The following is a 24341-nucleotide window of genomic DNA, read 5'->3' as shown; positions in this document are numbered from 1 at the left end:
GGGATCACATGATTTCCAGTGTGCTCGTCGCGAACCGGGGCGAGATCGCCTGCCGGGTCTTCCGCACCTGCCGTGAGCTGGGCATCGGGACGGTCGCGGTGCACTCCGACGCCGACGCGGACGCGCTGCACGCGCGCGTGGCCGACACGGCGGTACGGCTGCCGGGCGCGGCGCCCGCCGACACCTACCTGCGCGGCGACCTGGTGGTGAAGGCGGCCCTGGCCGCCGGGGCCGACGCCGTGCACCCGGGCTACGGCTTCCTCTCCGAGAACGCCGGTTTCGCCCGCGCCGTGCGGGACGCCGGGCTGGTGTGGATCGGCCCGCCGCCGGAGGCCATCGAGGCCATGGCGTCCAAGACCCGCGCCAAACGGCTGATGGGCCTCGCCCCGCTGGACCCGGACCAGGTGACCGAGGCCGACCTGCCGGTCCTGGTGAAGGCGGCGGCGGGCGGCGGGGGGCGCGGGATGCGGATCGTGCGCCGTCTGGACGAGCTGCGGGCCGCCCTGGAGAGCGCGCGCGCCGAGGCCGCGAGCGCCTTCGGTGACGGCGAGGTGTTCGTGGAGCCGTACCTGGAGCGCGGCCGCCATGTGGAGGTGCAGATCCTCGCCGACACCCATGGCACCGTCTGGCCGCTCGGCACCCGCGACTGCTCCCTCCAGCGCCGGCACCAGAAGGTCATCGAGGAGGCCCCGGCGCCCGGGCTCACCCAGGGGCTCGCGGAGGAGCTGCGGGCGCTGGCCGTACGCGCCGCGCGCGCCGTGTCGTACACCGGCGCCGGCACGGTCGAGTTCCTGGTCGCCGACGGCCGCGCCCACTTCCTGGAGATGAACACCCGCCTCCAGGTGGAACACCCCGTCACGGAGGCCGTGTTCGGGCTGGACCTGGTCGCCGAGCAGATCCGGATCGCCGAGGGCCACGCTCTGGGGACCGAGCCCCCGCACCCGCGCGGCCACGCCGTCGAGGCCCGCCTCTACGCCGAGGACCCGGCCCGCGACTGGGCCCCCCAGACCGGCACCCTGCACCGGATCGCCGTACCGGACGGCGTCCGCCTGGACACCGGCTGCGCCGACGGCGACACCATCGGCGTCCACTACGACGCCATGCTCGCCAAGGTCGTCGCCCACGCCCCCACCCGGGCCGAGGCGATCCGCCGGCTCGCCGGCGCGCTGGAGGCGGCCGTGCTCCACGGCCCGGTCACCAACCGGGACCTGCTGGTGCGCTCGCTGCGGCACGAGGAGTTCACCGCGGCCCGCATGGACACCGGCTTCTACGACCGCCACCTCGACGCGCTGACCACGCCCGCCCACGACCCGTACGCCCCCCTGGCCGCCGCCCTCGCCGACGCCCACGGTCGCTCCCGGTTCGGCGGCTGGCGCAACGTCCCCTCGCAGCCGCAGGTGAAGCGGTACGAGATGGGCGGCGAGGAGCACGAGGTCCGCTACCGGCACACCCGGGACGGCCTCGCCGCCGACGGGGTGCGGGTCGTGCACGCCGACGCCCGGCTGGTCGTCCTGGACATCGACGGCGTACGGCGGAAGTTCACCGTCGCCCGCTACGGCGACCAGGTACACGTGGGCACCACCCGCCTCACCGCCCTGCCCCGCTTCCCCGACCCGGTCGCCCGGCTCGCCCCCGGCTCCCTGGTGGCCCCGATGCCGGGCACGGTCGTCCGGATCGCCGAGGGGCTGGCGGAAGGGGCAACGGTTCGGGCCGGCCAGGGACTCATATGGGTGGAGGCGATGAAGATGCAGCACCTGATCTCGGCCCCGGCCGCCGGAACCCTCACCGCCCTGCACGCCAGGCCCGGACAGCAGGTCGAGCCGGGCACCGTCCTGGCAGTAGTGCAGGAAATCCCTTCCTAGGAGCCCCATGACCGCCGTCATCGAGTCCGAAGAGCACAAGGCCCTGCGCTCCGCCGTGGCCGCACTCGGCAAGCGCTACGGCCGCGACTACGTCACCCGCACGGTCGCCGAAGGCAAACCCCCCGCCGAACTCTGGTCCGACGCGGGCAAGCTGGGCTACCTCGGCGTCAACCTCCCCGAGGAGTACGGGGGAGGGGGCGGCGGCATAACCGAACTCTCCATCGTGCTCGAAGAGCTGGGCGCCGCCGGCTCCCCCCTGCTCATGCTCGTCGTCTCACCCGCCATCTGCGGCACGGTGATCACCCGCTTCGGCACCGAGGAGCAGAAGCGGCAATGGCTGCCCGGGCTCGCCGACGGCACCCGCCTCATGGCCTTCGGCATCACCGAGCCCGACGCCGGCTCCAACAGCCACCGCATCACCACCACGGCCCGCCGGGACGGCACCGACTGGCTGCTCACCGGCCGCAAGGTCTTCATCTCCGGTGTCGACATCGCCGACGCCGTCCTCGTCGTCGGCCGCACCGAGGACGCCCGCACCGGCACCCTCAAGCCCTGCCTGTTCATCGTCCCCACGGACGCCGAGGGCTTCCACAAGCACCCCATCGCCATGGAACTCAACGCGGCCGAGAAGCAGTTCGAACTGACCCTGGACGACGTCCGGCTGCCCGCGGAGGCGCTCGTGGGCGACGAGGACGCCGGGCTGCTGCAACTGTTCGCCGGACTGAACCCCGAGCGGATCATGACGGCCGCGTTCGCGATCGGCATGGGCCGCTACGCCCTCGCCAGGGCCGTCGAGTACGCCCGCGAGCGCACGGTCTGGAAGGCCCCCATCGGCGCCCACCAGGCCATCGCCCACCCCTTGGCGCAGGCCCACATCGACCTGGAGCTGGCCCGGCTGATGATGCGGAAAGCGGCCCTTCTCTACGACTCGGGGGACGACATCGGCGCGGGCGAGGCCGCCAACATGGCCAAGTACGCGGCCGGTGAGGCCTGTGTGCGGGCCGTCGACCAGGCCGTGCACACCCTCGGCGGCAACGGCCTCACCCGGGAGTTCGGGCTCGCCTCGCTGATAACCGCCGCCCGCGTGGCACGTATCGCCCCGGTGAGCCGGGAAATGATCCTCAACTACGTCTCCCACCAGAGCCTGGGCCTGCCCAAGTCGTACTGAGCGGCCCCGCGCGAGGAGGAACCGTGTTCCGCAGCGAGTACGCAGACGTTCCGCCCGTAGAACTCCCCATCCACGAAGCCGTCCTGGGCCACGCCGCCGGCTTCGGCGACCGGCCCGCCCTCGTCGACGGCACGGACGGCACCACCCTCACGTACGAGCAGCTGGACCGGTTCCACCGGCGCCTGGCCGCCGCCCTCGCCGGCACCGGCGTGCGCAAGGGCGACGTCCTCGCCCTGCACAGCCCCAACACCCTCGCCTTCCCGCTCGCGTTCTACGCCGCCACCCGCGCCGGTGCCACCGTCACCACCGCGCACCCGCTCGCCACCGCCGAGGAGTTCGCCCGGCAGCTGCGCGACAGCGCGGCCCGCTGGATCGTCACCGTCTCCCCGCTGCTCCGGACCGCCCGCCGGGCCGCCGGACTCGCGGGCGGGATCCGGGAGATCCTCGTGTGCGACAGCGCGCCCGGCCACCGCTCGCTGACCGGCCTGCTCGCCACCACCGATCCCGAACCACAGGTCGCCATCGACCCGGCCGAGGACATCGCCGTGCTGCCGTACTCCTCCGGCACCACCGGCACCCCCAAGGGCGTACTGCTCACCCACCGGCAGATCGCCACCAACCTCGCCCAGCTGGACTCCGCCGTCCCGGCCGGCCCCGACGACCGCGTCCTCGCCGTCCTGCCGTTCTTCCACATCTACGGCCTCACCGCGCTGATGAACGGGCCGCTGCGCAAGGGCGCCACCGTCGTCGTCCTGCCCCGCTTCGAGCTGGAGACCTTCCTCGCCGCCATCGCCGAGCACCGCATCACCAGCCTGTACGTGGCCCCGCCGATCGTCCTCGCCCTCGCCAAGCACCCGGCGGTCGGCCGCTACGACCTCTCCTCCCTCAAGTACGTCATCAGCGCCGCCGCCCCGCTGGACGCCCGGCTCGCCCGCGCCTGCTCCGAACGGCTCGGCCTGCCCCCGATCGGCCAGGCGTACGGCATGACGGAGCTGTCGCCCGGCACCCATGCCGTCCCCCTGGACCGGCTGCGCGAGGCCCCCGCCGGCACGGTCGGACGGCTCATCGCCGGCACCGAGATGCGGATCGTCTCCCTGGACGACCCCCGCCGCGACCTCGGCCCCGGCGAGCCCGGCGAGATCCTGATCCGCGGTCCCCAGGTGATGAAGGGCTACCTGGGCCGCCCCGACGCCACCGCCGCCCTGATCGACCCCGACGGCTGGCTGCACACCGGGGACGTCGGGCACACCGACGCGGACGGCTGGCTGTTCGTGGTGGACCGGGTGAAGGAACTCATCAAGTACAAGGGCTACCAGGTGGCCCCCGCCGAACTGGAGGCCCTGCTGCTCACCCACCCCGGTATCGCCGACGCCGCCGTGATCGGCGCCCGCGACGAGGACGGCAACGAGATCCCGCACGCCTTCGTCGTCCGCCGGCCCGGCGCCGACGGCCCGGCCGGGGACGAGGTCCTGGACTTCGTCGCCGAACGCGTCGCCCCCTACAAACGCGTCCGCCGGATCACCTTCACCGACACCGTCCCCCGTGCCGCCTCCGGCAAGATCCTGCGCCGGCAGCTCAGGGAGTCCACATGACCGGCCGGCAGTTCAGGGAGTTCACATGACCGACCCCGCCGTGCCCATCGGCCGCACCCGCGCGCGTGCCGTGGAGACGCTCAGCCTCGACGCCACCGAGACCCGCAACGCCCTGTCCGCGGCCCTCGTCACCGGGCTCGCCGACGCCCTGGCCGACTGCGGCGAGGACCCCGGGGTGCGGGCCGTGGTCCTCACCCACACCGGTACGACGTTCTGCGCAGGCGCCGACCTGCGCGACCCGCCCGCCCCGGAGGCCCTGGTGGCCCTGTTGCGGCGGATCGTGGAGCTGCCCAAACCGGTGGTCGCCCGGGTCACCGGCCATGTCCGCGCCGGCGGCCTCGGCCTGCTCGCCGCCTGCGACATCGCCGCCGCCTCCGCCGCGGCCACCTTCGCCTTCACCGAGGTGCGCATCGGCGTCGCCCCCGCCGTGATCTCCCTGCCGGTGCTGCCGCGCGCCGACCCCCGCGCCCTGGCCCGCTACTACCTCACCGGCGAACGCTTCGGCCCGGCCGAGGCCGTGACGCTGGGCCTGCTGACGACGGCGGCGGACGACGTGGACGACGCCCTCGCCCCCGTCCTGGACGGCCTGCGCCGGGCCTCCCCCGAGGCCCTGGCCGAGACGAAACGGCTGCTCACGGCTAGGGTGCTGGAGACATTCGACCGGGACGCGGACGGGCTGACCGCGCTGACGGCCCGGCTGTTCTCCTCCGGCCAGGCCCGGGAGGGGATGACGGCCTTCCTGGAAAGACGTGATGCGGCATGGGTGGTGTGAGTACGACCGAACGCGAGCGCGTACCCAAGCAGGACCGCAGCCGGGCCACCCGGCAGCGGCTCCTGGAGGCCGCCGTGGCCTGCCTCGCCGAGCGCGGCTGGGCGGGCTCCACGGTCGCCGTCGTCGCCGAACGCGCCGGTGTCTCCCGGGGCGCCGCCCAGCACCACTTCCCGACCCGGGAGGACCTCTTCACCGCGGCCGTCGAGTACGTCTCCGAGGAACGCTCGCTGGCCCTGCGCGCCCTGTTCCCGGACGGCCCAGCCGACCGCCGGGCCGTCGTGTCCGCCCTCGTCGACCTCTACACCGGCCCGCTCTTCCGCGCCGCCCTGCACCTGTGGGTCGCCGCCTCCGACGAGGAGCAGCTGCGCCCGCGGGTGACCGAGCTGGAGGCCCGGGTGGGCCGCGAGACCCACCGCATAGCCGTCGAACTCCTCGGCGCCGACGAGTCCCGCCCCGGCGTCCGCGAGACCGTCCAGGGCCTCCTCGACATGGCCCGCGGCCTGGGCCTGGCCAACCTGCTCACCGACGACACCGCCCGCCGCGAACGGGTCGTCGCCCAGTGGGCTGCCCTGCTGGACGGCGCGCTGGGCTGAGAAGACCGTACGGCGGCACTTCTCACGCGGCGCGTTACCCTTGGCCCATGCTTCCGATGCTCGTCCGCCGCCGCCACGTGGACTACGTGCGCGTCACGAGCATGGGCTGTCGGCACCTCTCCGCCTGACAGCCCCCTGTATCTCCCTTTTTCTCCCTTTTCCGGCACCGGGGGCCGCCCGTACCCCTCGGCGGCCGGCCGTGCCCCGTACACCCGCGGACGCACCATGACCACGCACACAGCGATGTCGTACGACCAGCTCCCGATCATCGACCTGTCGGCCGCCGACCGAGGCCCCCAGGCCCGCGCCCTGCTCCACGCCCAGCTGCACAGCGCCGCCCACGACGTCGGCTTCTTCCAGCTCGTCGGGCACGGCGTGACCCGGGCCGAGACGGACGCGCTGCTCACCGCCATGCGCGCCTTCTTCGCCCTCCCCGAGGCCGACCGGCTCGCCCTCGACAACGTCAACTCCCCGCACTTCAGGGGCTACACCCGCACCGGCGACGAGCGCACCGGCGGCGCCCGCGACTGGCGCGACCAGCTCGACATCGGCGCCGAGCGCCCCGCCCGGATCCCCGGCCCCGGCGAGCCCCCGTACTGGTGGCTGCAGGGCCCCAACCAGTGGCCCGCCGCCCTGCCCGGGCTGCGCACCGCCGCCCTCGCCTGGATCGACCGGCTCAGCGCGGTCGCGCACCGGCTGCTGCGCGAACTGCTGACCGCCATCGGCGCCCCGGCCGGCTTCTACGACCCGGTCTTCGGCGAGCACGCCCACCCGCACCTCAAGCTCGTCCGCTACCCCGGCAGCGCGGCCGACGGCACCGAGCAGGGCGTGGGCGCCCACAAGGACTACGGCTTCCTGACCCTGCTGCTCCAGGACACCGTCGGCGGCCTCCAGGTCCAGCGCGAGGACGGCCGCTTCCACGACGTGCCGCCGCTCGAGGGCGCCTTCGTCGTCAACCTCGGCGAACTGCTGGAGGTGGCGACCAACGGCTATCTGCTGGCCACCAACCACCGTGTCGTCAGCCCGCCCGGCGCCACCGAGCGCTACTCGGTGCCGTTCTTCTACAACCCCCGCCTGGACGCGCGGATCGACCCGCTGCCCTTCCCGCACGCCGCGAAGGCCCCCGGCATCACCACCGACCCGGCGAACCCGCTGTACGCCGAGTACGGCTACAACGAACTCAAGGGCAAGCTGAGGGCCCACCCGCTGGTGGCGGAGCGGCACCACGGGAACCTGCTGACGCCCGCCTGACCGGTTCCCCGGGCCGGGGGCCGCGGCTCAGTGGGCGATGTCCGCGTACCCCTGGATGTCCCGGGGGCTGCGCGGCCCCGGCCCCACATACCGGGCGGAGGGCCGCACCAGCCGTCCGGTGCGCTTCTGCTCGAGGATGTGCGCGGACCACCCCGCGGTGCGGGCGCACGTGAACATGGAGGTGAACATGTGCGCCGGCACCTCGGCGAAGTCCAGCACGATCGCCGCCCAGAACTCCACGTTCGTGGCCAGCACCCGGTCCGGCCGCCGGTTGTGCAGCTCCTCCAGCGCGGCCTTCTCCAGCGCCTCGGCCACCTCGAACCGCGGCGCCCCCAGCTCCCGCGCCGTGCGCCGCAGCACCCGGGCCCGCGGGTCCTCGGCCCGGTAGACCCGGTGCCCGAAGCCCATCAGCCGCTCGCCCCGGTCCAGGGCCCCCTTGACGTACGCCTGCGCGTCGCCGGTGCGCTCGATCTCCTCGATCATGCCGAGCACCCGGGAGGGCGCGCCGCCGTGCAGCGGACCGGACATCGCGCCCACCGCGCCCGACAGCGCGGCGGCGACATCGGCGCCCGTGGAGGCGATGACCCGGGCGGTGAAGGTGGAGGCGTTCATGCCGTGTTCGGCGGCCGAGGTCCAGTAGGCGTCGACGGCCGCGACGTGCTTGGGGTCCGGCTCGCCCCGCCAGCGGATCATGAACCGCTCCACCACCGAGGCCGCCTTGTCGATCTCCCGCTGCGGCACCATCGGCAGGCCCTGCCCGCGCGCGGACTGGGCGACGTAGGACAGGGCCATGACCGCGGCCCGGGCCAGGTCGTCGCGGGCCTGGCGTTCGTCGATGTCGAGCAGCGGCTTGAGGCCCCACACGGGGGCGAGCATGGCGAGGGCCGACTGCACGTCCACCCGGATGTCACCGGAGTGCACCGGGATCGGGAACGGTTCGGCGGGCGGCAGACCGGGGTTGAAGGCGCCGTCGACCAGCAGCCCCCACACGTTGCCGAACGAGACGTGACCGACCAGGTCCTCGATGTCGACGCCCCGGTAGCGCAGGGCGCCGCCCTCCTTGTCCGGTTCGGCGATCTCCGTCTCGAACGCGACGACTCCTTCGAGTCCGGGTACGAAATCGGACATCAGGCGGCTCCTCGTGAAGTGGGGCGGCGGTCATCCCGGTGATGCCTCGGCGCGCCGACGACGGTCACCCATGGTCAACCCAACCGCAAAGGGAGCAGCACGATAACGCCCGGTGTCACGGTTGGGGAGACCACACGACACCGAGTGCCATACCCGTTCTATACGGCAAGATGACCGCGTGACCGATCGCGACCCGCTTCCGGACCCCGTTCTCGACCCCGCTGCCATGCGCAAGCAGTACCGGGCCGACGGCCTCGCCGAGGAAGACCTCGCCACCCATCCGATGGACCAGTTCGCCCGCTGGTTCGAGGACGCCGCCCGGGCCGCGCTGCACGGCACGCTCTACGAGCCCAACGCCATGGTCGTCTCCACGGTGGACGCGGCCGGCCGACCCAGCGCCCGCACGGTCCTGCTGAAGCAGTACGACACCGAGGGCTTCGTCTTCTACACCAACTACGGCTCGCGCAAGGCGCTCGACCTCGCCGGGAACCCGCACGTCTCGCTGCTCTTCCCCTGGCACCCGCTGGCCCGCCAGGTCATCGTCACCGGCACCGCCCGGCGCACCGGCCGCGACGAGACCGCCGCCTACTTCCGCACCCGCCCGCACGGCTCCCAGCTGGGCGCCTGGGCCAGCGCCCAGTCCACGGTGATCGCCTCCCGCTCGGAACTGGACACGGCCTACGCCGAACTGGAGGCGCGCTACCCGGAGGGCGAACAGGTCCCGGTGCCCCCGCACTGGGGCGGTTTCCGGATCACCCCGGAGACGGTCGAGTTCTGGCAGGGCCGCGCCAACCGCCTCCACGACCGGCTGCGGTACACCGCCCGGCCGGACGGCACCTGGACGGTGGAGCGCCTCAGCCCCTGACCCCCAGGGGCGACGTACGCGGGAAACGCAGACGACCCGCGGGCTGGGTTCCTCCGAGGAGGAGCCGGCCGGACGTACCGGCAGCCCGCGGGTCGGGTGACTGCTTGGGATTGGGCCGGCTGCGCGCATCTCTCACACGCTGGTCCGGCACCGCACATGCTGTGGTGTCGGGCCGCTAGCCCGCAGCCACCTCACGCGTCCGGTTGTCATACATCTGCCGAACCACCTCCCTTCTCGTGTACCGACAGCCTAGGAAGCACCCGGGACGCACTCAACTGTTTTTTCTTGCGGGAACAGGGTGTGGGCTGGGTCACGTTCCAGTTGAATGAAGGCCGGTGAGGGAACCGGGCGCCGTATGCACAGGCGCGCAGGCAGTTTCCAGGGGGTCCAGGTGAGTGCTTCGCGGCGGAGTGGGGCCACGGACGAGCTGGGGCCGGACGAGCCGGGTGAGCCGGGCTCCGACCTGCTGGCCGCACTGCTCGACGGGATGGACGCGGCGCTGTGCGCGTTCGACGCCGACGGGGTCGTCACGCACTGGAACCGCGAGGCCGAGCGGATCCTCGGCTGGACGGCCGCCGAGGCCGTCGGGCGGCGCGGGTTCGCCGGGTGGGCGGTGCGCAGCGCCGACGCCGAGGAGGTGCAGGCCCGGCTGATGTCGGCGATGCACGCGCCGGGCCGTCAGGTGCACGAGTTCGCGCTGGTGACCAAGGACGGCGGGCGGATCCTCGTCCGCACCCAGTCGGCCGCCGTGCGCGGGCCCGACGGGAAACCGGCGGGGGTGTACTGCGCGTTCAGCGAGGTGCACGCGCAGATCGACCTGGAGCGGTCCATCGCGCTGAGCGAGGCGCTGTTCGAGGACGCCGCCTGGGGGGTCGTCCTCGTCGACGCCGATCTGCGGCCCGCCGTGGTCAACGCCTACGCGGCACGGGCCCTGGGCGTCGGACGGACCTCGGCGCTGGGCCGCCCGCTCGGCGAGCTGCTCGCGCAGGGCGCCGAGGAGTTGGAGGCCGCGCTGACGCACGTCCTGGCCGAAGGCGCGCCGCCCGCCCCCGCCGAGATGTGGGTCGTCGTGCGCACACCCGAGGGCGAACGGCGCCGCTGCTGGCGCAACGGGTTCCTGCGGCTGGCCTCGCCGCTCGCCGAGGAGCCGGTGCCGCTCGGCGTCGGCTGGCTGTTCCAGGACGTCACCGAGGCCAGGCAGGACCAGCAGGAGGCGGCCCTGCTGCGGTTCCGCTCCAACCAGCTGCACCGCGCGGCCCGGGCCGCCGCCGAGTGCGAGGACCCGGTGGAGGCGGCCACCGTCCATCTGGACTTCGCCCTCGCCGGGTTCGCCGACCACGCCCTGGTCGACCGGCTGACGGACGGCCCGAGCGCGCGGGGCGAGGGCGACACGGAGCCGGTCCGGCTGGTCCGGCTCGCCGCCACGCCCGCCGGGGCGCCGGGCCCGAGCCTGCTGACGGGCGCGGCCGGACTGCCCGTGCGCTACCCGGAGGACCACCCGGCGCGGCAGTGCGTGCGGCGCGCCGGGACCGTGCGCGCGGAGGCCGGCGAGGTGCCGGCCGAGCGGGCCCGCGAGTGGGCGCTCGAGCGGCAGTGGCCCGACGACGCCGTGCACGCGCTCTGCGCGGTGCTGCGCAGCCGGGGGCGGACACTGGGCGTGCTGACCTTCCTGCGCGGCGCCGGCCGCAGCCGCTTCGAGCGCGCCGACACGGCCTACGCCGAGGACGTCGCCGTACGGATCGCGGCGGCCCTGGACCTGGCGGAGGCCGTACGCGGGTAGGCCACCCCGGGTGGGCCGGGGGTCAGCGGCGGTAGAAGATCCGGTCGCCGTACTGCGCCATCACCCGGCCGTTCCACTCGTGCCCGCCGTCGACGTTGCCGGAGCGCAGCAGCGGCGGCTCGATGCCGCGGTCGGCGAGGGCGGCGGCGGTGGTCGCCATGACGGCCTGGAGCAGCGCGGTGGTGACGACCGTGGAGGCGGGCGCGAAGGGCGCCGGGATGGTGTCCAGGGTGAGTTCCGCGTCCCCCACGGCGATCTTGGAGTCCAGGACGATGTCGCAGTGGTCCTTCAGGAAGGTGCCGGAGGCGTGCCGGGACGAGGTCTCGGCGGCGTACGCCACCGACGTCACGCCGATGACCTTCAGACCGCGGGCGCGGGCGCCCAGGGCCATCTCCACGGGCAGGGCGTTGCGGCCGGACAGGGAGACGATCACCAGGGTGTCCCCGGCGCGCACCGGTGAGGTGTCCAGGACGGCACCGGCCAGGCCGTCGACCCGTTCGAGGGCGGAGCCGAGGGTGGCCGGGGTGACGTCGACGCCGACGACTCCGGGGACGGCGAGCAGGTTCATCAGGGCCAGGCCGCCCGCGCGGTAGACGACGTCCTGGGCGGCCAGCGAGGAGTGCCCGGCGCCGAACGCGAACAGGCGGCCGCCGGCCGCGACGGTGTCGGCGAGCAGGGCGCCGGCCGTGGCGATCGCCTCGGCCTCCTCGTCGCGGACCCGTTGCAGCAGTCCGATGGCGGCGTCGAAGAACAGGTCGGCAGGCGTGCCGTCGCTCATGCGGTGCCCCTTCGCAGCGTCTGTGTCGCGGATCACGGTGCGGTCTGGACCATCGCGGTGTCAATACGGCCGGGAGCACGCGCCCGACGGGGACCCACGACGGTGCCCGACGGCACCGCCTGTCGGGGCGGCCCTGGTCGTCCGGCGCGTTGGTCTGTGTGCGGGCGACTGGTCGTGGGGCCGCATCGGCGTATGACGGCACCGCCTGTCGGGGCGGCCTTGGTCGTCTGGCGCGTTGGCCTGGGTGCGGGTGACTGGTCGTGGGGCCGCATCGGCGTATGACGGCACCGCCTGTCGGGGCGGCCCTGGTCGTCCGGCGCGTTGCCCTGTGTGCGGGCGACTGGTCGTGGGCTCGCATCGGCGTACGACGGCTCTCCCCGCCGGGACGGCCCCGGCCGTCCCGCGTCGTGTCCCGCGCGGAGGCGACCGTTCCCGCCCCCCGTGCCCGCCCGCGCCCGGGGGGGGCGGGAGCAGCGCCTTCCGCACGCTGGGTGCCCGCCCCACGCGTCCGCTGTCCGACGGCCGCCCCGCGCGGTCGGCGACCGGCGCCCTCCGCCCCACCCGACGGCCGCCCCGCGCGACGGCGTCCGGTCCCGGGCCCGGACCCGGAGGTGGCTTCGCGGGGGCGACCCGCGTCCCCGTGCCCGTGGTCGGCCGGGTGGCCGGGACCCGGCGCCGGGGACGGTGCCGCGCTACGATCGGCCCGCGTGGGCGCGACCGCCCCGCGCGCTCGTCTCCAACAACGGCCCGTGCCCCCTTCGAACAGCCCCGTTTCCCTGGTGCAGCCCGGTTGTCAGTGGGATCCGGCAGAATTGACGTACAGGGGGGCCGCGCACGCGCCGGGCTGCCGGCAGAGGTAATCGAGGGGCACGTATGTCCGGACTGATCGACACCACGGAGATGTATCTCCGCACCATCCTCGAACTCGAAGAGGAAGGCGTCGTCCCCATGCGCGCCCGCATCGCGGAGCGGCTGGACCAGAGCGGGCCGACGGTGAGCCAGACGGTGGCGCGCATGGAGCGCGACGGCCTGGTGTCCGTGGCCAGCGACCGGCACCTGGAGCTCACGGAGGAGGGACGCCGGCTGGCGACGCGCGTGATGCGCAAGCACCGCCTGGCCGAGTGCCTGCTCGTCGACGTGATCGGGCTGGAGTGGGAGCAGGTGCACGCGGAGGCCTGCCGCTGGGAGCACGTGATGAGCGAGGCCGTGGAGCGGCGCGTGCTGGAGCTGCTGCGGCACCCCACCGAGTCGCCGTACGGCAACCCCATCCCGGGCCTGGAGGAGCTGGGCGAGAAGGACGGCGCCGACCCGTTCCTGTACGAGGGAATGGTCTCGCTGGCCGACCTGGACGCGGGCACGGACGGCAAGACGGTCGTCGTACGCCGTATCGGGGAGCCGATCCAGACGGACGCCCAGCTGATGTACACGCTGCGGCGGGCGGGCGTGCAGCCCGGCTCGGTGGTGAGCGTGACCGAGTCGCCCGGCGGTGTGCTCGTGGGCAGCGGCGGCGAGGCGGCCGAGCTGGAGGCGGACGTCGCCTCCCATGTGTTCGTGGCCAAGCGCTGAGCCCGGTCCGGTACGAGCAGGGGCCCCGGCGCCTTGTGGCGCCGGGGCCTGTCCTCCCCTGGTGCTGACCCGGAGCCCCGAGCTCTCAGGGTCATCCCCCTCGGACCGGCTTTTCCCCGAGCGGTCCGCCTCCTGCCAGGAAGATCCCCTCACACACGGCGATCATTCATCGCGCGGTGTCACTCATATGAGGGGTGTTGACCGCGAAAAGGGAGTTTCAGGGCGCGTGTTCGACAGGGGAACGGGTCAGCGGTCCCTTCCGCAGGCGTAGGCCAGCGGAGAGATCAGTTCCTCCACGTCCGGCAGCCAGCGGTTCGCCGGGGTCGGGCGGCGGGCCCACTGCACGGCGCCCCGGGACCCGAACCGGGTGGGCGGCGCCGCCACGTACGCGCCCTCTCCCAGCGCCACCACGTCCAGTGACGGCAGCGACCAGCCCAGCCGCCGCACCAGGTCGGCCACCTTCGCGGAGGCCCCCGGCAGCACGAAGAACTGCATCCGCCGGTCCGGGGTCAGCGTGACCGGACCGAGCGTCAGCTCCATCCGCTCCATCCGGGCGAGCGCCAGGAAGCCGGCGCTCTCCGGGACGGACAGCGCCTCGAACGTCCGGCCCGTCGGCAGCAGGATCGACGCCGCCGGCTGCTGCTGCCACATCCGGCGCGCGACGGTCGCACTGCCGGTCGCCTGGGTCGCCCAGTCGGGGCGCGCGGGGTGCGCGCCCGGCGCGGGGCAGGCGGCCTCACCACAAGAGCAGCGCTGCGTGCCGCCGGCGGTCTCCAGCCAGGTGCCCGGCACCACGTCCCAGTGCCGCTCCTCGGCGTAGCGTACGGCGGTCTCCAGCAGCGATGTCCCGCGCTGCCGCGGAATCTGACCGGCCATCTGCGTGTTCTCGGCGCCCGCGATCGTCTCTTCCACGCTCCTCTCAACTCCCCTGTCCACCTGGAGTTACGGCCCCGGGGCGCGCGCGGGGAGGAGCATCGTTCCGGCGGTCGGGGCGCATGGAGGCACGGTCGGGGGCGCGCGCGAGGAAGCCGGGCGTGGGCGGGGTAGCCAGGGAGTGGGCCGGCATCCTCCATTACTTCCGGCAAACCGCATATGTCGCGCATTGACGGTATGTCTACTGGGCAGTGATCGTCCCGACCGGACCGACCGGGACGGAGCCGCGGGCTCCGCAGGGTCGGACAACACGCTCCAAGGGGACCGCAACGCAGGGGGTACACACATGGCCGCAAGGCCTCTCGTGGCGAGGCAGCCGAACGAACGGCTGCAAGCACTCATCCAGGAAGCGGGGTGCTCGAACGCCGGGCTGGCCCGGCGGGTCAACATGTGCGGCGCCGAGCACGGCCTCGACCTGCGCTACGACAAGACGTCCGTGGCCCGCTGGCTGCGCGGACAGCAGCCGCGGGGCAGGGCCCCGGCGATCATCGCCGAGGCGCTCGGGCGCAAGCTCGGCCGGACGGTCACGATCGACGAGATCGGCATGGCCAACGGCAAGAACCTCGCCTCGGGGGTCGGCCTCCAGTTCTCGCCGACGGTACTGGGAGCCATCGAGCAGGTCTGCGAGCTGTGGCGCAGCGACGTGGGGCGCCGGGACTTCCTGTCCGGCTCCTCCGTCGCCGCCTCCGCGCTGGTCGAGCCCAGCCGGGACTGGCTGATCTCGGCGCCGGACACCCAGGTGGCCCGGCAGGCGGGCCCGCGCGTGGGCCAGTCCGACGTGGCCGCCGTGCGGTCCATGACCCAGGCGCTGGTGGACCTCGACCACCAGTACGGCAGCGGACACGTCCGCCCGGTCGTCGTGCACTACCTCAACAGCGTGGTGTCCGGGCTGCTCGCGGGCTCCTACCGGGAGGCGGTCGGCCGAGAACTCTTCGCCACCGTCGCCCGGTTGACCGAACTGGCCGGGTACATGGCGGTGGACACCGGCCAGCCGGGCCTGGCCCAGCGGTACTACATCCAGTCGCTGCGCCTCGCCCAGGCCGCCGGTGACCGCGGGTACGGCGGGTACGTCCTGGCCGCCTCCATGAGCCACCTCGCCGCGCAGCTCGGGAACCCGCGCGAGATCGCCCAGTTGGCGCGGGCGGCGCAGGAGGGCGCGCGCGGGCATGTCACCCCGCGCGCGGAGGCGATGTTCCACGCCGCCGAGGCGCGCGGGCACGCCCTGCTCGGCGACGCCCGCTCGGCACAGGCGGCCGGCGGGCGCGCGGTGGCCGCGCTGGAACGCGCCGACGCCGCCGACGGTGACGACCCGGCGTGGATCGCGCACTTCGACCAGGCGTATCTGGCTGACGAGTTGGCGCACTGCCACCGCGACCTCGGGCAGCCCGAGCAGGCGGCTCGGTACGCCGAGCAGTCGCTGGCCGGGCACCCCGCCTCCCGGGCCCGCCGCCGCGCCATCGGCTATGTGCTGCTCGCCACCGCCCAGGTGCAGCAGCGCGAGATCGAGCAGGCCTGCAACACCGGCCTGAGAGCGGTGGAGTTGCTGGAGACACTGCGCTCCAACCGGGGCGCCGAGTATCTGGACGACCTCCAGCAGCGCCTGGAGCCGTTCCGGGAGGAGGCGGTGGTACGGGAGTTCGGGGCCCGCCTCGAACTCCAGCAGGCCGCGTGAACAACGGCCTCGCGGCAAGGTGAACGCACGGGAACGGCACCCGGTGGACGCCGGGTGCCGTGCGCGACGCGCCGCGGGGCCGGCCCTGTTATCGCCGTCACAGCACGGCAGATCACGTCCTGAGCTGCGTGGCACCCGGCTCGGGGGACCCGGTAGCGTGTGCCGACGATTCACAAGGTCCCCCATTAGTAGGAGTCCCGGTGACGCAGAGTGGACAGGGCGAGGAGCCCTCGGCGCGGCCCGCGCGCGAAGGCATCGTGCTGCCCTCGGACGGAGGCGAGCCCCTGCTGCCGGGCACGACCGCGCCGCCCGAGCCCGCCGCCCCGGCCGGCGGACAGTCCTGGGACGGTTCCTGGGGCCCCGGGCAGCAGACGCCCCCGCCGGGCCAGGGCTGGCCCCCGGCGGCGGCCCAGCAGTGGACCGGCCCCGGACAGCAGCCCCCGTCCGCCGCGGGCCCCGGCCCGCTGCCCCCCGAGGGCGCCCCGGCCCCGTCGTACGGCGGCCAGGCCCCCGGCTACGGCGACTCCCAGGCCGCCGGCCCCGGCGCCTACGGCACGCCCCCGCAGCCCGGCTACGGCGCGCCCGACCCGTACCAGCAGCCGTACCAGGGACAGCAGTCCCAGCAGCCGTATCCGGGACAACAGCCCCAGCAGCCGTACCAGCCCCAGCAGAACCAGCAGCCGTACCCGGGGCAGCCGTATCCGGCGTCGCCCGCCGCGCCGATGCCGTCCGCCGCGGGCGCCCCGCTGCCGCCGCCGGCCGACGCCGCGACGCAGTACCTCCCGCCGGTCACCGCCCGGGGCGGCGCCGACGAGGGCGCCACCCAGTACATACCGCCCGTGCAGGCCGCCCCGGCCGACGGCGCCACGCAGTACATCCCGCCGGTCGCCGCGGGTCCCGCCGGCCCCGGTGACGAGGCGGCCACCCAGTACATCCCGCCGGTGGCCTCCGGCGCGCTCCCGCCGGAGTCGGGCGCCGAGGAGACCCGCTACCTCGGCCGGACGCCCCGGCAGCCGGGGCCCGCGCCCGCCGACGCGGAGGCCACGCAGTACATCCCGCCCTACGCCGCCGAGACGCAGATCCAGGCGCCGGTGCCGGCCGCGGACCGGCAGCCGCCCGCCGAGTTCGACAACCTCTTCCGCGGGAGCCCCGCGGGCGACGACGGCCCGGCCGGCTCCACCCAGCAGCTCCCGGCCGTCCAGCGGCCGGACGCCTACCCCGGCCCGGAGCCGTCCGCGTACCGCCCGGCGCAGCCGTCGTACGACCACGGGCCGGACGACGGCGGCGGGCGGCGCGGCGGCCGGTCGCGGGTGCCGCTGATCGCCGCCGCCGCGGTCGGCCTGATCGTGGTCGGCGTGGGCGCCGGCGCCCTGCTCAGCGCCGGCGGCGGCGACGGCAAGGACGCGGGCGGGGACGACACGCCGGTCGTGGCCGCGTCCCCGGCCGGTACGGACTCCGCCTCCGCCTCGCCCAGCGCCGACCCCGCCCGGCAGCAGGCGGTGGAGCTGGACAAGCTGCTCGCGGACAGCGGCAGCAGCCGGGCCGCGGTGATCCAGGCGGTGGCCGACGTCCGCAAGTGCGACAACCTCGACCAGGCCGCGGCCGACCTGCGGGACGCGGCCCGGCAGCGCGGTGAGCTGGTCACCCGGCTGAACAAGCTGCCCACGGACAAGCTGCACTCCCAGGGCCACCTCAGGGACGCCCTGACCAGGGCCTGGCAGGCGTCCGCCGCGGCCGACAACCACTACGCGGCCTGGGCCGACCAGGTCAAGGGGCGCAAGGGCTGCCACAAGGGGCAGGCCCGCTCCACCGGCGAGACCCAGGCGGGCAACCGGGAGAGCAAGACCGCGACCGAGCAGAAGGGCAAGGCGGCCCCGCTGTGGAACGCCATCGCCCGGCAGTACGGTCTGACCCAGCGCCAGCCCACCCAGCTGTGACGCCCTGGGCGGGCCCCGGCGCCGGGGCCCGTCAGGGCACCTCGGCCCGCGCCAGGACCGGGGTCATGTCGGCGACCCCCTTCTTGTCGCCGACGCGCTGTCCGGCCGCGACCAGCCGGCCGCCCCGGACCACCTGGAGGGTGACGTCGGCGTTGACCAGCCGCGGGAAGCCGACCGCGGCGAGCCTGCCCGCGTAGGGCCAGCTCAGGGTGGGGGTGAGGCCGCCGGTGGAGACCCGCAGCCCGTCGTTGAGGGTGCGCCGCACGGCGTCGGCGCTCACCTCGCCGTCGCCGATCTTCTCCAGGACGGCCCGGAGCACGGTGTAGGCGATCCAGGTGGTCTGCACCCCGGCGTCGGCGGGGTCGATGCGGTCGTCGTCGAAGGCCGCCTCGCTGATCACCTTCCGCATCGGGGCCCAGCGCGGATCGGAGGCGGCCGGGTACCAGCCGGTGACGTACGCCCCCTCGTACGGTCCGGAGGCCCCGCCCGTGGCGTTGATCACCGTCTGGTCGACGCTGCCGAGCACGGTCGCCGTACGCACGTCCGGGTGGTTCGCGCGGACCCGCCGGAAGGAGTCCATGAAGGTGTCCGTGCGGTCGCCGAGCGCGGGCACCACACAGCCCTCGCGGGCCGGGTCGGCGGTCGCGTGGCGCAGCGCCTGTTCGGCCTGGTCGCCGTACTCGGTGGCGTCCTCGGCGGCGAGCTGGTCACCGGCGTCCGCGTGCCCGCCGGCCCGGAGGCCCGAGTCGAGCAGCGCGGGCAGCTGGTCGCCGGCGATGCTGTCGGGGCGGACCAGGACGACGTTGCCGCAGCCGGCCGCGAGGGCCCTGCCGAGGCCGGCCAGCAGGGCGGGCTGGCCGCCGTTGACCGGGTAGGACATGGTGCCGGTGAACTCGTCGTTGGTGACGCCGTAGCCGCCGATGTAGGGGATGCCGGCGCCCTCCAGCGGGGCGAGGAAGGAGTCGCCGAACTGGCTGTAGGAGCCGACGACGGCGACCACGTTCTCGGCCGCGGCGCGCTTGGCGCACTTCGCGGCGCCCACGCTGTCGTTGTGGTCGTTGCAGGTCAGCACCTTCAGCTCGCGGCCGTTGATGCCGCCGTGCGCGTTGACCCACTTCGCGTAGGCGAGGGCCATGGCGGGCATGCCGGGCTTGTTGGTCGCGTCGGTGTCCTGCGGGGCCCAGGTCATCACCGTGACCGGGGCGTCCCCGGAGCCCCCCGTGGCACCGGGGACGAGTCCGCACGCGGCGGTGAGCGACGCGCACAGGGCCACGGCGCACGCGGCGAGCACGGTGGCCCGGACGGGGCGGGAGGAGCGGGAAGAGGCGGGAACGGGGGTGGTGCGAGTGCGTCGCCTGCCGGTCATGGACACGCACGATTCCCTCACACCGCTAACCCCTGAGTGACCCTTGGTCAACGAAGGGTGACGGCGAGGTGAATTACGGGGGCCGGTGGGCGGTGGCGGGCGCGGAACGTACGATCGGTGACCGTGCAAGGTTCGGAGAACTCTTCCCGTCGCGGCCGCCGCTCCTCCACCATGGGCGGCATGCCCCTCAACGACATGCCGTGGTGGCGGTGGCGCAGCAATGTGCGCTCGGCGCTGCACATGCTCTCCGACCCGGTGTTCCAGCGCGAGGTCTGGCTGGCCGGGGTCGACGGCTACGGCGACGTCACGGACGCCGTGTACCGGCTGGTGGAGGACACCTGGCTGGACAACTGGTCGGCGGAGAAGTACGTCGGGACCATATTCCGCGACTCGCAGGAGGCGGCGCTCGTCGACACCGCCGTGCTGCGGCTGCTGCGGATCATGCACCAGGTCGGCCCGGACGCGCCGGTCGCCGCCTACCTGGACAACCCCGGCTGGCCGGACGCGGTGCGGGCGGCGCGGGACGCGCACGTACGGATGTCGGTGAGCGACGGGGACGACCCGGACGAGGCCCCCAAGAGCCTGGAGGTCCTGCGCATCCTCACGCGCTCCGCCTAGCGGACGGCGGCACGCGCGGGTCGCCCGGTATGGGAACCTGTAGTGCATGACAGAACAGTCCGCATCCGCCGCCGCCCCGGCCGACCAGTACGTCCTGACGCTCTCCTGCCCGGACAAGCAGGGCATCGTGCACGCCGTGTCCAGCTACCTGTTCATGACCGGTTGCAACATCGAGGACAGCCAGCAGTTCGGCGACCACGACACGGGACTGTTCTTCATGCGCGTCCACTTCTCGGCCGAGGCTCCGGTGACGGTGGAGAAGCTGCGGGCGAGCTTCGCCGCGGTCGGGGACTCCTTCCACATGGACTGGCAGATCCACCGGGCCGACGAGAAGATGCGCGTCCTGCTCATGGTCAGCAAGTTCGGGCACTGCCTGAACGACCTGCTGTTCCGGGCGCGGATCGGCGCGCTTCCGGTGGAGATCGTCGGCGTGGTGTCGAATCACACCGATTTCGAAGAGCTGGTGGGTTCGTACAACATTCCCTTCCACCACATCCCGGTCACCAAGGACACCAAGCCCGAGGCCGAGGGCGCGCTGCTGGAGCTGGTGCGCGAGGAGCGGGTCGAACTGGTGGTCCTAGCCCGCTACATGCAGGTCCTCTCGGACGACCTGTGCAAGCAGCTCAGCGGCCGGATCATCAACATCCACCACTCGTTCCTGCCGAGCTTCAAGGGCGCGAAGCCGTACCACCAGGCGCACGCGCGGGGCGTGAAGCTGATCGGCGCGACGGCGCACTACGTCACCGCGGACCTGGACGAGGGGCCGATCATCGAGCAGGAGGTCGAGCGGGTCGGGCACGGTGTGACGCCGGACCAGCTGGTGGCCATCGGCCGGGACGTGGAGTGCCAGGCGCTGGCGCGGGCCGTCAAATGGCACGCCGAGCGGCGCATCCTGCTCAACGGCCGCCGGACCGTGGTGTTCGCCTGAGCCGCTGAACCCCTGAGCCCTGAGCCCCCGGATCCGGGTGCTCCGGGCGGCCCTCACGCCTGCTCGGGCACCGTGAAGTAGCGGGCGAAGGCCGGGACGACGTCCCGCTCGTCGATCTTTCCGTCGCCGTCGGTGTCGAGCGCGGCGGCGGCCGCTTCGGCCGGGCCGGCCGGTACGCGCAGGGCGCGCAGGACGCGGGCGGCGTCGGGGACGGTGATCCGCCCGTCGGCGTCCGTGTCGGCGACCGCCAGAGCCGCGTGCAGGAAGGGGCGGGCGATCTCGGCGAACCGGCCGGGGTTGTCGCGCAGCCGCTTGACCGCGCCGGTGACGAACTCCTGGCGGGTGATGCGCTGGTCGCCGTCCCGGTCGGCGATGCCGGCCATGCCCTGCCAGAACGCCTCCGCGCCGGCGTACAGCGCCTGGCCCGTGGCGGAGCGGGCGGGCACGGCGAACTCGGCGAGCAGGGCCTTGGCCGCCGCGCTGAAGTCCTCGCGGTCGATGTAGCCGTTGCCGTCCTGGTCGAATCCGGCGAACCGGGCGGCGATCCGGCGTTCGTACTCGGTGCTGACCATGTGGGGGGCCGCCTTACGTGTGCGTCGTCCATGGGGGGACCGCGGGACCGGGCGGGTCCGTGGGCCTGGCTGGGAGCGTACGACGCGGATGGCCGTCGGATGGCGGAAAACCGACGACTGTGCCAAGACCGGGGGAATTCCGCGACAACGCCGTGTCCCGGCCGGGACGTTGTCACACCCGGCGGGGGTCAGGCGGACAGCGGTCCGGCATCGTCCGTGGTGGCGGAGTCGAGGTCGGGGTGCACGTCGAAGAGGCGGCGGACGCCGAGCGCGCCGAGGACGCGGTTGACGTGGGAGCCGTCGACGGCGCCCCGGTCCGGCAGGATCAGCCGCAGCCGGCCCTGGCAGGAGCGGATCAGCCGGCGGGCGGCGATGAGCACGCCGACCCCGCTGGAATCGCAGAAGAACACGTCGGAGAGGTCCACCACGAGGCTGTGGTGTCCCTCGGCGACGGCGTCGTGCACGTGCTGGCGCAGCACCGGCGAGGTCATCAGGTCCAGTTCCCCGGAGACCCGGAGCACGGCCCACCGGCCTTGTTCGACGCCGGTCACCTTGAATGCCACGGCCATGCCCCTCCGCTCGCGGGATGTCCCGGAACCGCCCGGAAACGGAAGCAGTTCCTACGTTTCCTGTCGCGCGGCTGCCCAGCGGCCGTTCCCTGAAACGTGATGCCGCAAACGGCGGGTGATCAATAAGGGGCTTATTCCAGTCATCAACGATCGTCTTTGATCAAGTGTGCGCGTGACTCGCGTGAAGGTTGTGTGAAGAGGGCACTATCACGGGAGGTGGCTTCGGGGGCGCACATTGGCACAAAGGGGCGTGCGCTGTCGGAGGGGCCGACTACATTCGAGAAGGCGGGGCCGACCGGCCCGGTGACCGCCAGACGGTGAGGGGAGGGGACCGCATGGCCAGGAACGATCTGTCGCCCGGTGGGACCGCAAGATGCAACAGCGGCTCGCCCGCGGTGAGGCGGCGGCCCTCGGCGAGATGTACGACCGGTTCGCCTCCCTCGTGCACAACCTGGCCCACCGCGTCCTGGACGACGAGCGGGCCGCCGACTCCGTCACCCGCGAGGTCTTCGCCCACGTCTGGGAGCACCCCGAGACCTACGACCCCAAGGAGGGCCCGCTGCGCTCCTGGCTCGCCGAGGTCACCCAGCGGGTCGCCGTACAGCGGCTGCGGGACCGGGAGGCACTGGAGCAGCCGCTGCGCGAGGAACGGGAGAGCACGGTGCGGCGCGCCTCGGTCGCCGCCCGCGCCGACTACATCGTCCACTCCATGCCCGCCCCGCTGCGGGCCGCCCTCGACCTGGCCTACAACCAGCGCCGCGACTACCGCCAGACCGCCGCCGACCTCGGCGTCACCGAGGACGAGGCGCGCCGCCGGCTCCGTCTCGGCCTCCAGCTCCTGGCCACCGCCCACGACGCCGGCACCCCGCCGGGATACCGGGGTGCGGTGTGAACGGCCCGCACCGCTCCGAGGGGGCGCACGATTTCGAGGGGGCGCACGAGAACGCCCACGGCGCGGCGGACGGCCGCCGGGACGACGAAGAGCCCGGGGAGCACCGGGAAGGCGGCACCGGCGGGCACCTCGGCCCGGCCGGCTCCGGAGGCCACCGCGGCCCGGCCGGCTCCGGAGGGCGCTTCGGGCCGCCGGGCGGTGTCGCCGCGGGCGCCGGACAGGTCCGGGGCGGTTCCCGGCCCGCGCATACCGACGCCCCGAACCTCCGTGGAGGACACCGGACTTCCGCTGCCCGCCCGCGCCGACCTGGGGGACCTCGCACCCGTGCCGCCGCTCGACCTGTCGCACGACGTCCTGAAGTCGCTGCTCGGCGCCTGGGCGCTGACCGCCTGCTCGGCCGCGGAGACGGCGGCCGTGGAGGAACACCTGGGCGGCTGCGGTGCCTGCGCCGACGAGGCCCGCCGGCTGCGCGAGGCGGTCGGCCTGCTGCACCAGCCGGAGAGCCTGGACCTGGACCCCGGTCTGCGCACCCGGGTCCTGGAGAGCTGCCTGCGGCGCCGGCCGCCGCGCATCCCGGTCCCCGACTGGGCCGCGCCGTACGACGCCGAGACCGCCCGGCTGGACGCGCTGCTCCAGGACTTCAGGGACGCGGAGTGGCGGGCGCCGGTGGAACTGCGCTGGTTCGAGAACGACCTCCCGGCAGGCCGCCGTACCACCGTCGCCGGGGTCATAGCGCACCTGCTCGCGGTGGACGGGCTGATCGCCGCCGCGCTCGGCCTCGCGGACCCGCTGGCCCGGGCCGCCGCCGCGGCGGGACCGGCCGGCCGCACGGAGGCATATTGGCGCTCCGCGCACCTGCCGCCGGCGCACGCGGTGCGCGGAGCCTGGCGGGAGCAGAGCCACGCCCTGGTGCGCACGGTGTCCTTCACCGGCGGCCGCACGGGCGGACTCCCGGTGTCCTACGGCGAGTTCACGCTGCCGCTGCACGACGCGATGCTGGACCGGGCCTTCGAGTGCTGGGTGCACGCCGAGGACATCGCCAAGGCGGTGGACTACCCGTACGCGGTGCCGACGCCCCGGCATCTGCACCGGATGATCGAGCTCGCGGCCCGCGTGCTGCCGACGGTGCTCGCCGAGCGCCGCCGCGCGGGCCTGTCCGAGCCGGCCCGGCACACCCCGCACCTGGTGCCGGCCGGCGCGCCCGGCCGCAGCCTGCGGCTGGAGATCGAGGGCGACGCCGGAGGCGAGTGGCTGATCCCGCTGGACTCGCCGGCGGCCCGGGGCTCTGCGGAACTGGAGGTGGCCCGTGTGGTGCTCGACGGCGTCGAGTTCTGCAAGCTCGCGGCCGGCCATGTGTCCCCGGAGGACGCCGCGGCGGGCCAGGAGGGCGACCGCCGGGCGATCCGGGACGTGCTGTACGCGGCCGCGAGCCTCAGCCGGATGTGAGCGGCGCGAGCCTCAGCCGGATGTGAACGGCACGCGCCTCAGCCGGATGTGAG

General features: G+C 74.1%; 20 protein-coding genes and 1 pseudogene. 15 read left to right on the top strand and 6 right to left on the bottom strand.

Annotation, left to right across the window (positions count from 1 at the left end):
- Positions 1-8: 8 nt before the first annotated feature.
- From HB370_RS18105 to HB370_RS18080, 6 genes are all read left to right on the top strand, one after another.
- Complete coding sequence (locus HB370_RS18105; RefSeq protein ID WP_030779374.1) at positions 9-1862, top strand: biotin carboxylase N-terminal domain-containing protein; 1854 nt, start codon at positions 9-11, stop codon at positions 1860-1862.
- A 7-nt stretch (positions 1863-1869) separates the two neighbouring features.
- Complete coding sequence (locus HB370_RS18100; protein WP_030779371.1) at positions 1870-3030, top strand: acyl-CoA dehydrogenase family protein; 1161 nt, start codon at positions 1870-1872, stop codon at positions 3028-3030.
- 23 nt (positions 3031-3053) lie between these two features.
- A complete protein-coding gene (locus HB370_RS18095; protein WP_030779368.1) occupies positions 3054-4622 on the top strand; it encodes a 4-coumarate--CoA ligase family protein in 1569 nt (522 codons plus the stop codon).
- 25 nt (positions 4623-4647) lie between these two features.
- Entirely contained in the window at positions 4648-5394 is a 747-nt protein-coding gene (locus tag HB370_RS18090; RefSeq protein ID WP_030779365.1) for an enoyl-CoA hydratase family protein, read from the top strand.
- Positions 5382-5987, top strand: a complete 606-nt coding sequence (locus tag HB370_RS18085) for a TetR/AcrR family transcriptional regulator (protein ID WP_030779362.1) — start codon at positions 5382-5384, stop codon at positions 5985-5987. Before HB370_RS18090 ends, HB370_RS18085 begins: the two co-directional genes overlap by 13 nt.
- A gap of 225 nt (positions 5988-6212) precedes the next feature.
- Complete coding sequence (locus HB370_RS18080; RefSeq protein WP_030779359.1) at positions 6213-7238, top strand: 2-oxoglutarate and iron-dependent oxygenase domain-containing protein; 1026 nt, start codon at positions 6213-6215, stop codon at positions 7236-7238.
- Positions 7239-7265: 27 nt separating this feature from the next.
- Here HB370_RS18080 and HB370_RS18075 read toward each other — a convergent pair whose 3' ends face one another.
- A complete protein-coding gene (locus HB370_RS18075; RefSeq protein ID WP_030779355.1) occupies positions 7266-8366 on the bottom strand; it encodes a citrate synthase 2 in 1101 nt (366 codons plus the stop codon).
- 178 nt (positions 8367-8544) lie between these two features.
- On the opposite strand from HB370_RS18075, the gene pdxH reads away from it, so the two are divergent.
- Together pdxH and HB370_RS18065 are read left to right on the top strand one after the other, a co-directional pair.
- The gene (gene pdxH, locus HB370_RS18070; RefSeq protein ID WP_030779353.1) at positions 8545-9231 is read left to right on the top strand and encodes a pyridoxamine 5'-phosphate oxidase; all 687 of its coding nucleotides are present in this window, start codon (positions 8545-8547) and stop codon (positions 9229-9231) included.
- A 391-nt stretch (positions 9232-9622) separates the two neighbouring features.
- Positions 9623-11011 carry a PAS domain-containing protein gene (locus tag HB370_RS18065; protein WP_030779351.1) on the top strand — a complete coding sequence of 463 codons (1389 nt, stop codon included), beginning with the start codon at positions 9623-9625 and terminating at the stop codon, positions 11009-11011.
- Between the two features lie 22 nt (positions 11012-11033).
- Here the strand turns inward: HB370_RS18065 and HB370_RS18060 are convergent, their stop codons facing one another.
- Complete coding sequence (locus HB370_RS18060) at positions 11034-11789, bottom strand: SIS domain-containing protein (RefSeq protein ID WP_030779349.1); 756 nt, start codon at positions 11787-11789, stop codon at positions 11034-11036.
- Between the two features lie 873 nt (positions 11790-12662).
- On the opposite strand from HB370_RS18060, the gene HB370_RS18055 reads away from it, so the two are divergent.
- Positions 12663-13355, top strand: a complete 693-nt coding sequence (locus HB370_RS18055; protein ID WP_030779347.1) for a metal-dependent transcriptional regulator — start codon at positions 12663-12665, stop codon at positions 13353-13355.
- A gap of 246 nt (positions 13356-13601) precedes the next feature.
- On the opposite strand, the gene HB370_RS18050 is transcribed toward HB370_RS18055, so the two are convergent.
- Positions 13602-14267 (bottom strand): bifunctional DNA primase/polymerase, encoded by a 666-nt coding sequence (locus HB370_RS18050; RefSeq protein ID WP_030779345.1) that lies wholly within the window; start codon positions 14265-14267, stop codon positions 13602-13604.
- Positions 14268-14574: 307 nt separating this feature from the next.
- On the opposite strand from HB370_RS18050, the gene HB370_RS18045 reads away from it, so the two are divergent.
- On the top strand, positions 14575-15960 hold the full coding sequence (locus tag HB370_RS18045; RefSeq protein WP_030779343.1) for a hypothetical protein: 1386 nt from the start codon (positions 14575-14577) through the stop codon (positions 15958-15960).
- A 200-nt stretch (positions 15961-16160) separates the two neighbouring features.
- On the top strand, positions 16161-17897 hold the full coding sequence (locus HB370_RS18040) for a hypothetical protein (protein ID WP_030779341.1): 1737 nt from the start codon (positions 16161-16163) through the stop codon (positions 17895-17897).
- 31 nt (positions 17898-17928) lie between these two features.
- Here HB370_RS18040 and HB370_RS18035 read toward each other — a convergent pair whose 3' ends face one another.
- Positions 17929-19263 carry an ABC transporter substrate-binding protein gene (locus HB370_RS18035; protein WP_030779338.1) on the bottom strand — a complete coding sequence of 445 codons (1335 nt, stop codon included), beginning with the start codon at positions 19261-19263 and terminating at the stop codon, positions 17929-17931.
- Positions 19264-19380: 117 nt separating this feature from the next.
- Between HB370_RS18035 and HB370_RS18030 the strand changes: the two genes are divergently transcribed.
- Together HB370_RS18030 and purU are read left to right on the top strand one after the other, a co-directional pair.
- On the top strand, positions 19381-19881 hold the full coding sequence (locus HB370_RS18030; RefSeq protein WP_030779334.1) for a hypothetical protein: 501 nt from the start codon (positions 19381-19383) through the stop codon (positions 19879-19881).
- Between the two features lie 46 nt (positions 19882-19927).
- Positions 19928-20809, top strand: a complete 882-nt coding sequence (gene purU / locus HB370_RS18025) for a formyltetrahydrofolate deformylase (RefSeq protein WP_030779331.1) — start codon at positions 19928-19930, stop codon at positions 20807-20809.
- A gap of 53 nt (positions 20810-20862) precedes the next feature.
- Here the strand turns inward: purU and HB370_RS18020 are convergent, their stop codons facing one another.
- Together HB370_RS18020 and HB370_RS18015 are read right to left on the bottom strand one after the other, a co-directional pair.
- On the bottom strand, positions 20863-21381 hold the full coding sequence (locus tag HB370_RS18020) for an EF-hand domain-containing protein (protein WP_030779329.1): 519 nt from the start codon (positions 21379-21381) through the stop codon (positions 20863-20865).
- A gap of 188 nt (positions 21382-21569) precedes the next feature.
- Positions 21570-21950 carry an STAS domain-containing protein gene (locus HB370_RS18015; RefSeq protein ID WP_167512993.1) on the bottom strand — a complete coding sequence of 127 codons (381 nt, stop codon included), beginning with the start codon at positions 21948-21950 and terminating at the stop codon, positions 21570-21572.
- Between the two features lie 373 nt (positions 21951-22323).
- Here HB370_RS18015 and HB370_RS18010 point away from each other — a divergent pair, with 373 nt between their 5' ends.
- Together HB370_RS18010 and HB370_RS18005 are read left to right on the top strand one after the other, a co-directional pair.
- Positions 22324-22842, top strand: a complete 519-nt coding sequence (locus HB370_RS18010) for a sigma-70 family RNA polymerase sigma factor (RefSeq protein ID WP_167512992.1) — start codon at positions 22324-22326, stop codon at positions 22840-22842.
- Positions 22843-23082: 240 nt separating this feature from the next.
- Positions 23083-24288, top strand: a pseudogene (locus tag HB370_RS18005) (zf-HC2 domain-containing protein); the annotation flags it as partial.
- Positions 24289-24341 lie beyond the last annotated feature (53 nt).

It is taken from the genome of Streptomyces sp. DSM 40868, from assembly GCF_011820545.1.
GTDB classification, from domain to species: Bacteria; Actinomycetota; Actinomycetes; order Streptomycetales; family Streptomycetaceae; genus Streptomyces; species Streptomyces eurythermus.
The sequence above is the reverse complement of the archived record's forward strand: the minus strand, read 5'-3'. Positions and strand labels throughout refer to the sequence as shown.

What these genes read in the sequence shown, in the direction of transcription:
- HB370_RS18100 (WP_030779371.1), top strand. Translation starts at nt 1,870, where the DNA reads ATGACCGCCGTCATCGAGTCCGAAGAGCACAAGGCCCTGCGCTCCGCC.
- HB370_RS18085 (WP_030779362.1), top strand. Translation starts at nt 5,382, where the DNA reads ATGGGTGGTGTGAGTACGACCGAACGCGAGCGCGTACCCAAGCAGGAC.
- HB370_RS18055 (WP_030779347.1), top strand. Translation starts at nt 12,663, where the DNA reads ATGTCCGGACTGATCGACACCACGGAGATGTATCTCCGCACCATCCTC.
- HB370_RS18035 (WP_030779338.1), bottom strand. Translation starts at nt 19,263, where the DNA reads ATGACCGGCAGGCGACGCACTCGCACCACCCCCGTTCCCGCCTCTTCC.
- HB370_RS18105 (WP_030779374.1), top strand. Translation starts at nt 9, where the DNA reads ATGATTTCCAGTGTGCTCGTCGCGAACCGGGGCGAGATCGCCTGCCGG.
- HB370_RS18090 (WP_030779365.1), top strand. Translation starts at nt 4,648, where the DNA reads ATGACCGACCCCGCCGTGCCCATCGGCCGCACCCGCGCGCGTGCCGTG.
- HB370_RS18020 (WP_030779329.1), bottom strand. Translation starts at nt 21,381, where the DNA reads ATGGTCAGCACCGAGTACGAACGCCGGATCGCCGCCCGGTTCGCCGGA.
- HB370_RS18010 (WP_167512992.1), top strand. Translation starts at nt 22,324, where the DNA reads ATGCAACAGCGGCTCGCCCGCGGTGAGGCGGCGGCCCTCGGCGAGATG.
- HB370_RS18075 (WP_030779355.1), bottom strand. Translation starts at nt 8,366, where the DNA reads ATGTCCGATTTCGTACCCGGACTCGAAGGAGTCGTCGCGTTCGAGACG.
- HB370_RS18045 (WP_030779343.1), top strand. Translation starts at nt 14,575, where the DNA reads ATGGCCGCAAGGCCTCTCGTGGCGAGGCAGCCGAACGAACGGCTGCAA.
- HB370_RS18060 (WP_030779349.1), bottom strand. Translation starts at nt 11,789, where the DNA reads ATGAGCGACGGCACGCCTGCCGACCTGTTCTTCGACGCCGCCATCGGA.
- purU (WP_030779331.1), top strand. Translation starts at nt 19,928, where the DNA reads ATGACAGAACAGTCCGCATCCGCCGCCGCCCCGGCCGACCAGTACGTC.
- HB370_RS18080 (WP_030779359.1), top strand. Translation starts at nt 6,213, where the DNA reads ATGACCACGCACACAGCGATGTCGTACGACCAGCTCCCGATCATCGAC.
- HB370_RS18015 (WP_167512993.1), bottom strand. Translation starts at nt 21,950, where the DNA reads ATGGCCGTGGCATTCAAGGTGACCGGCGTCGAACAAGGCCGGTGGGCC.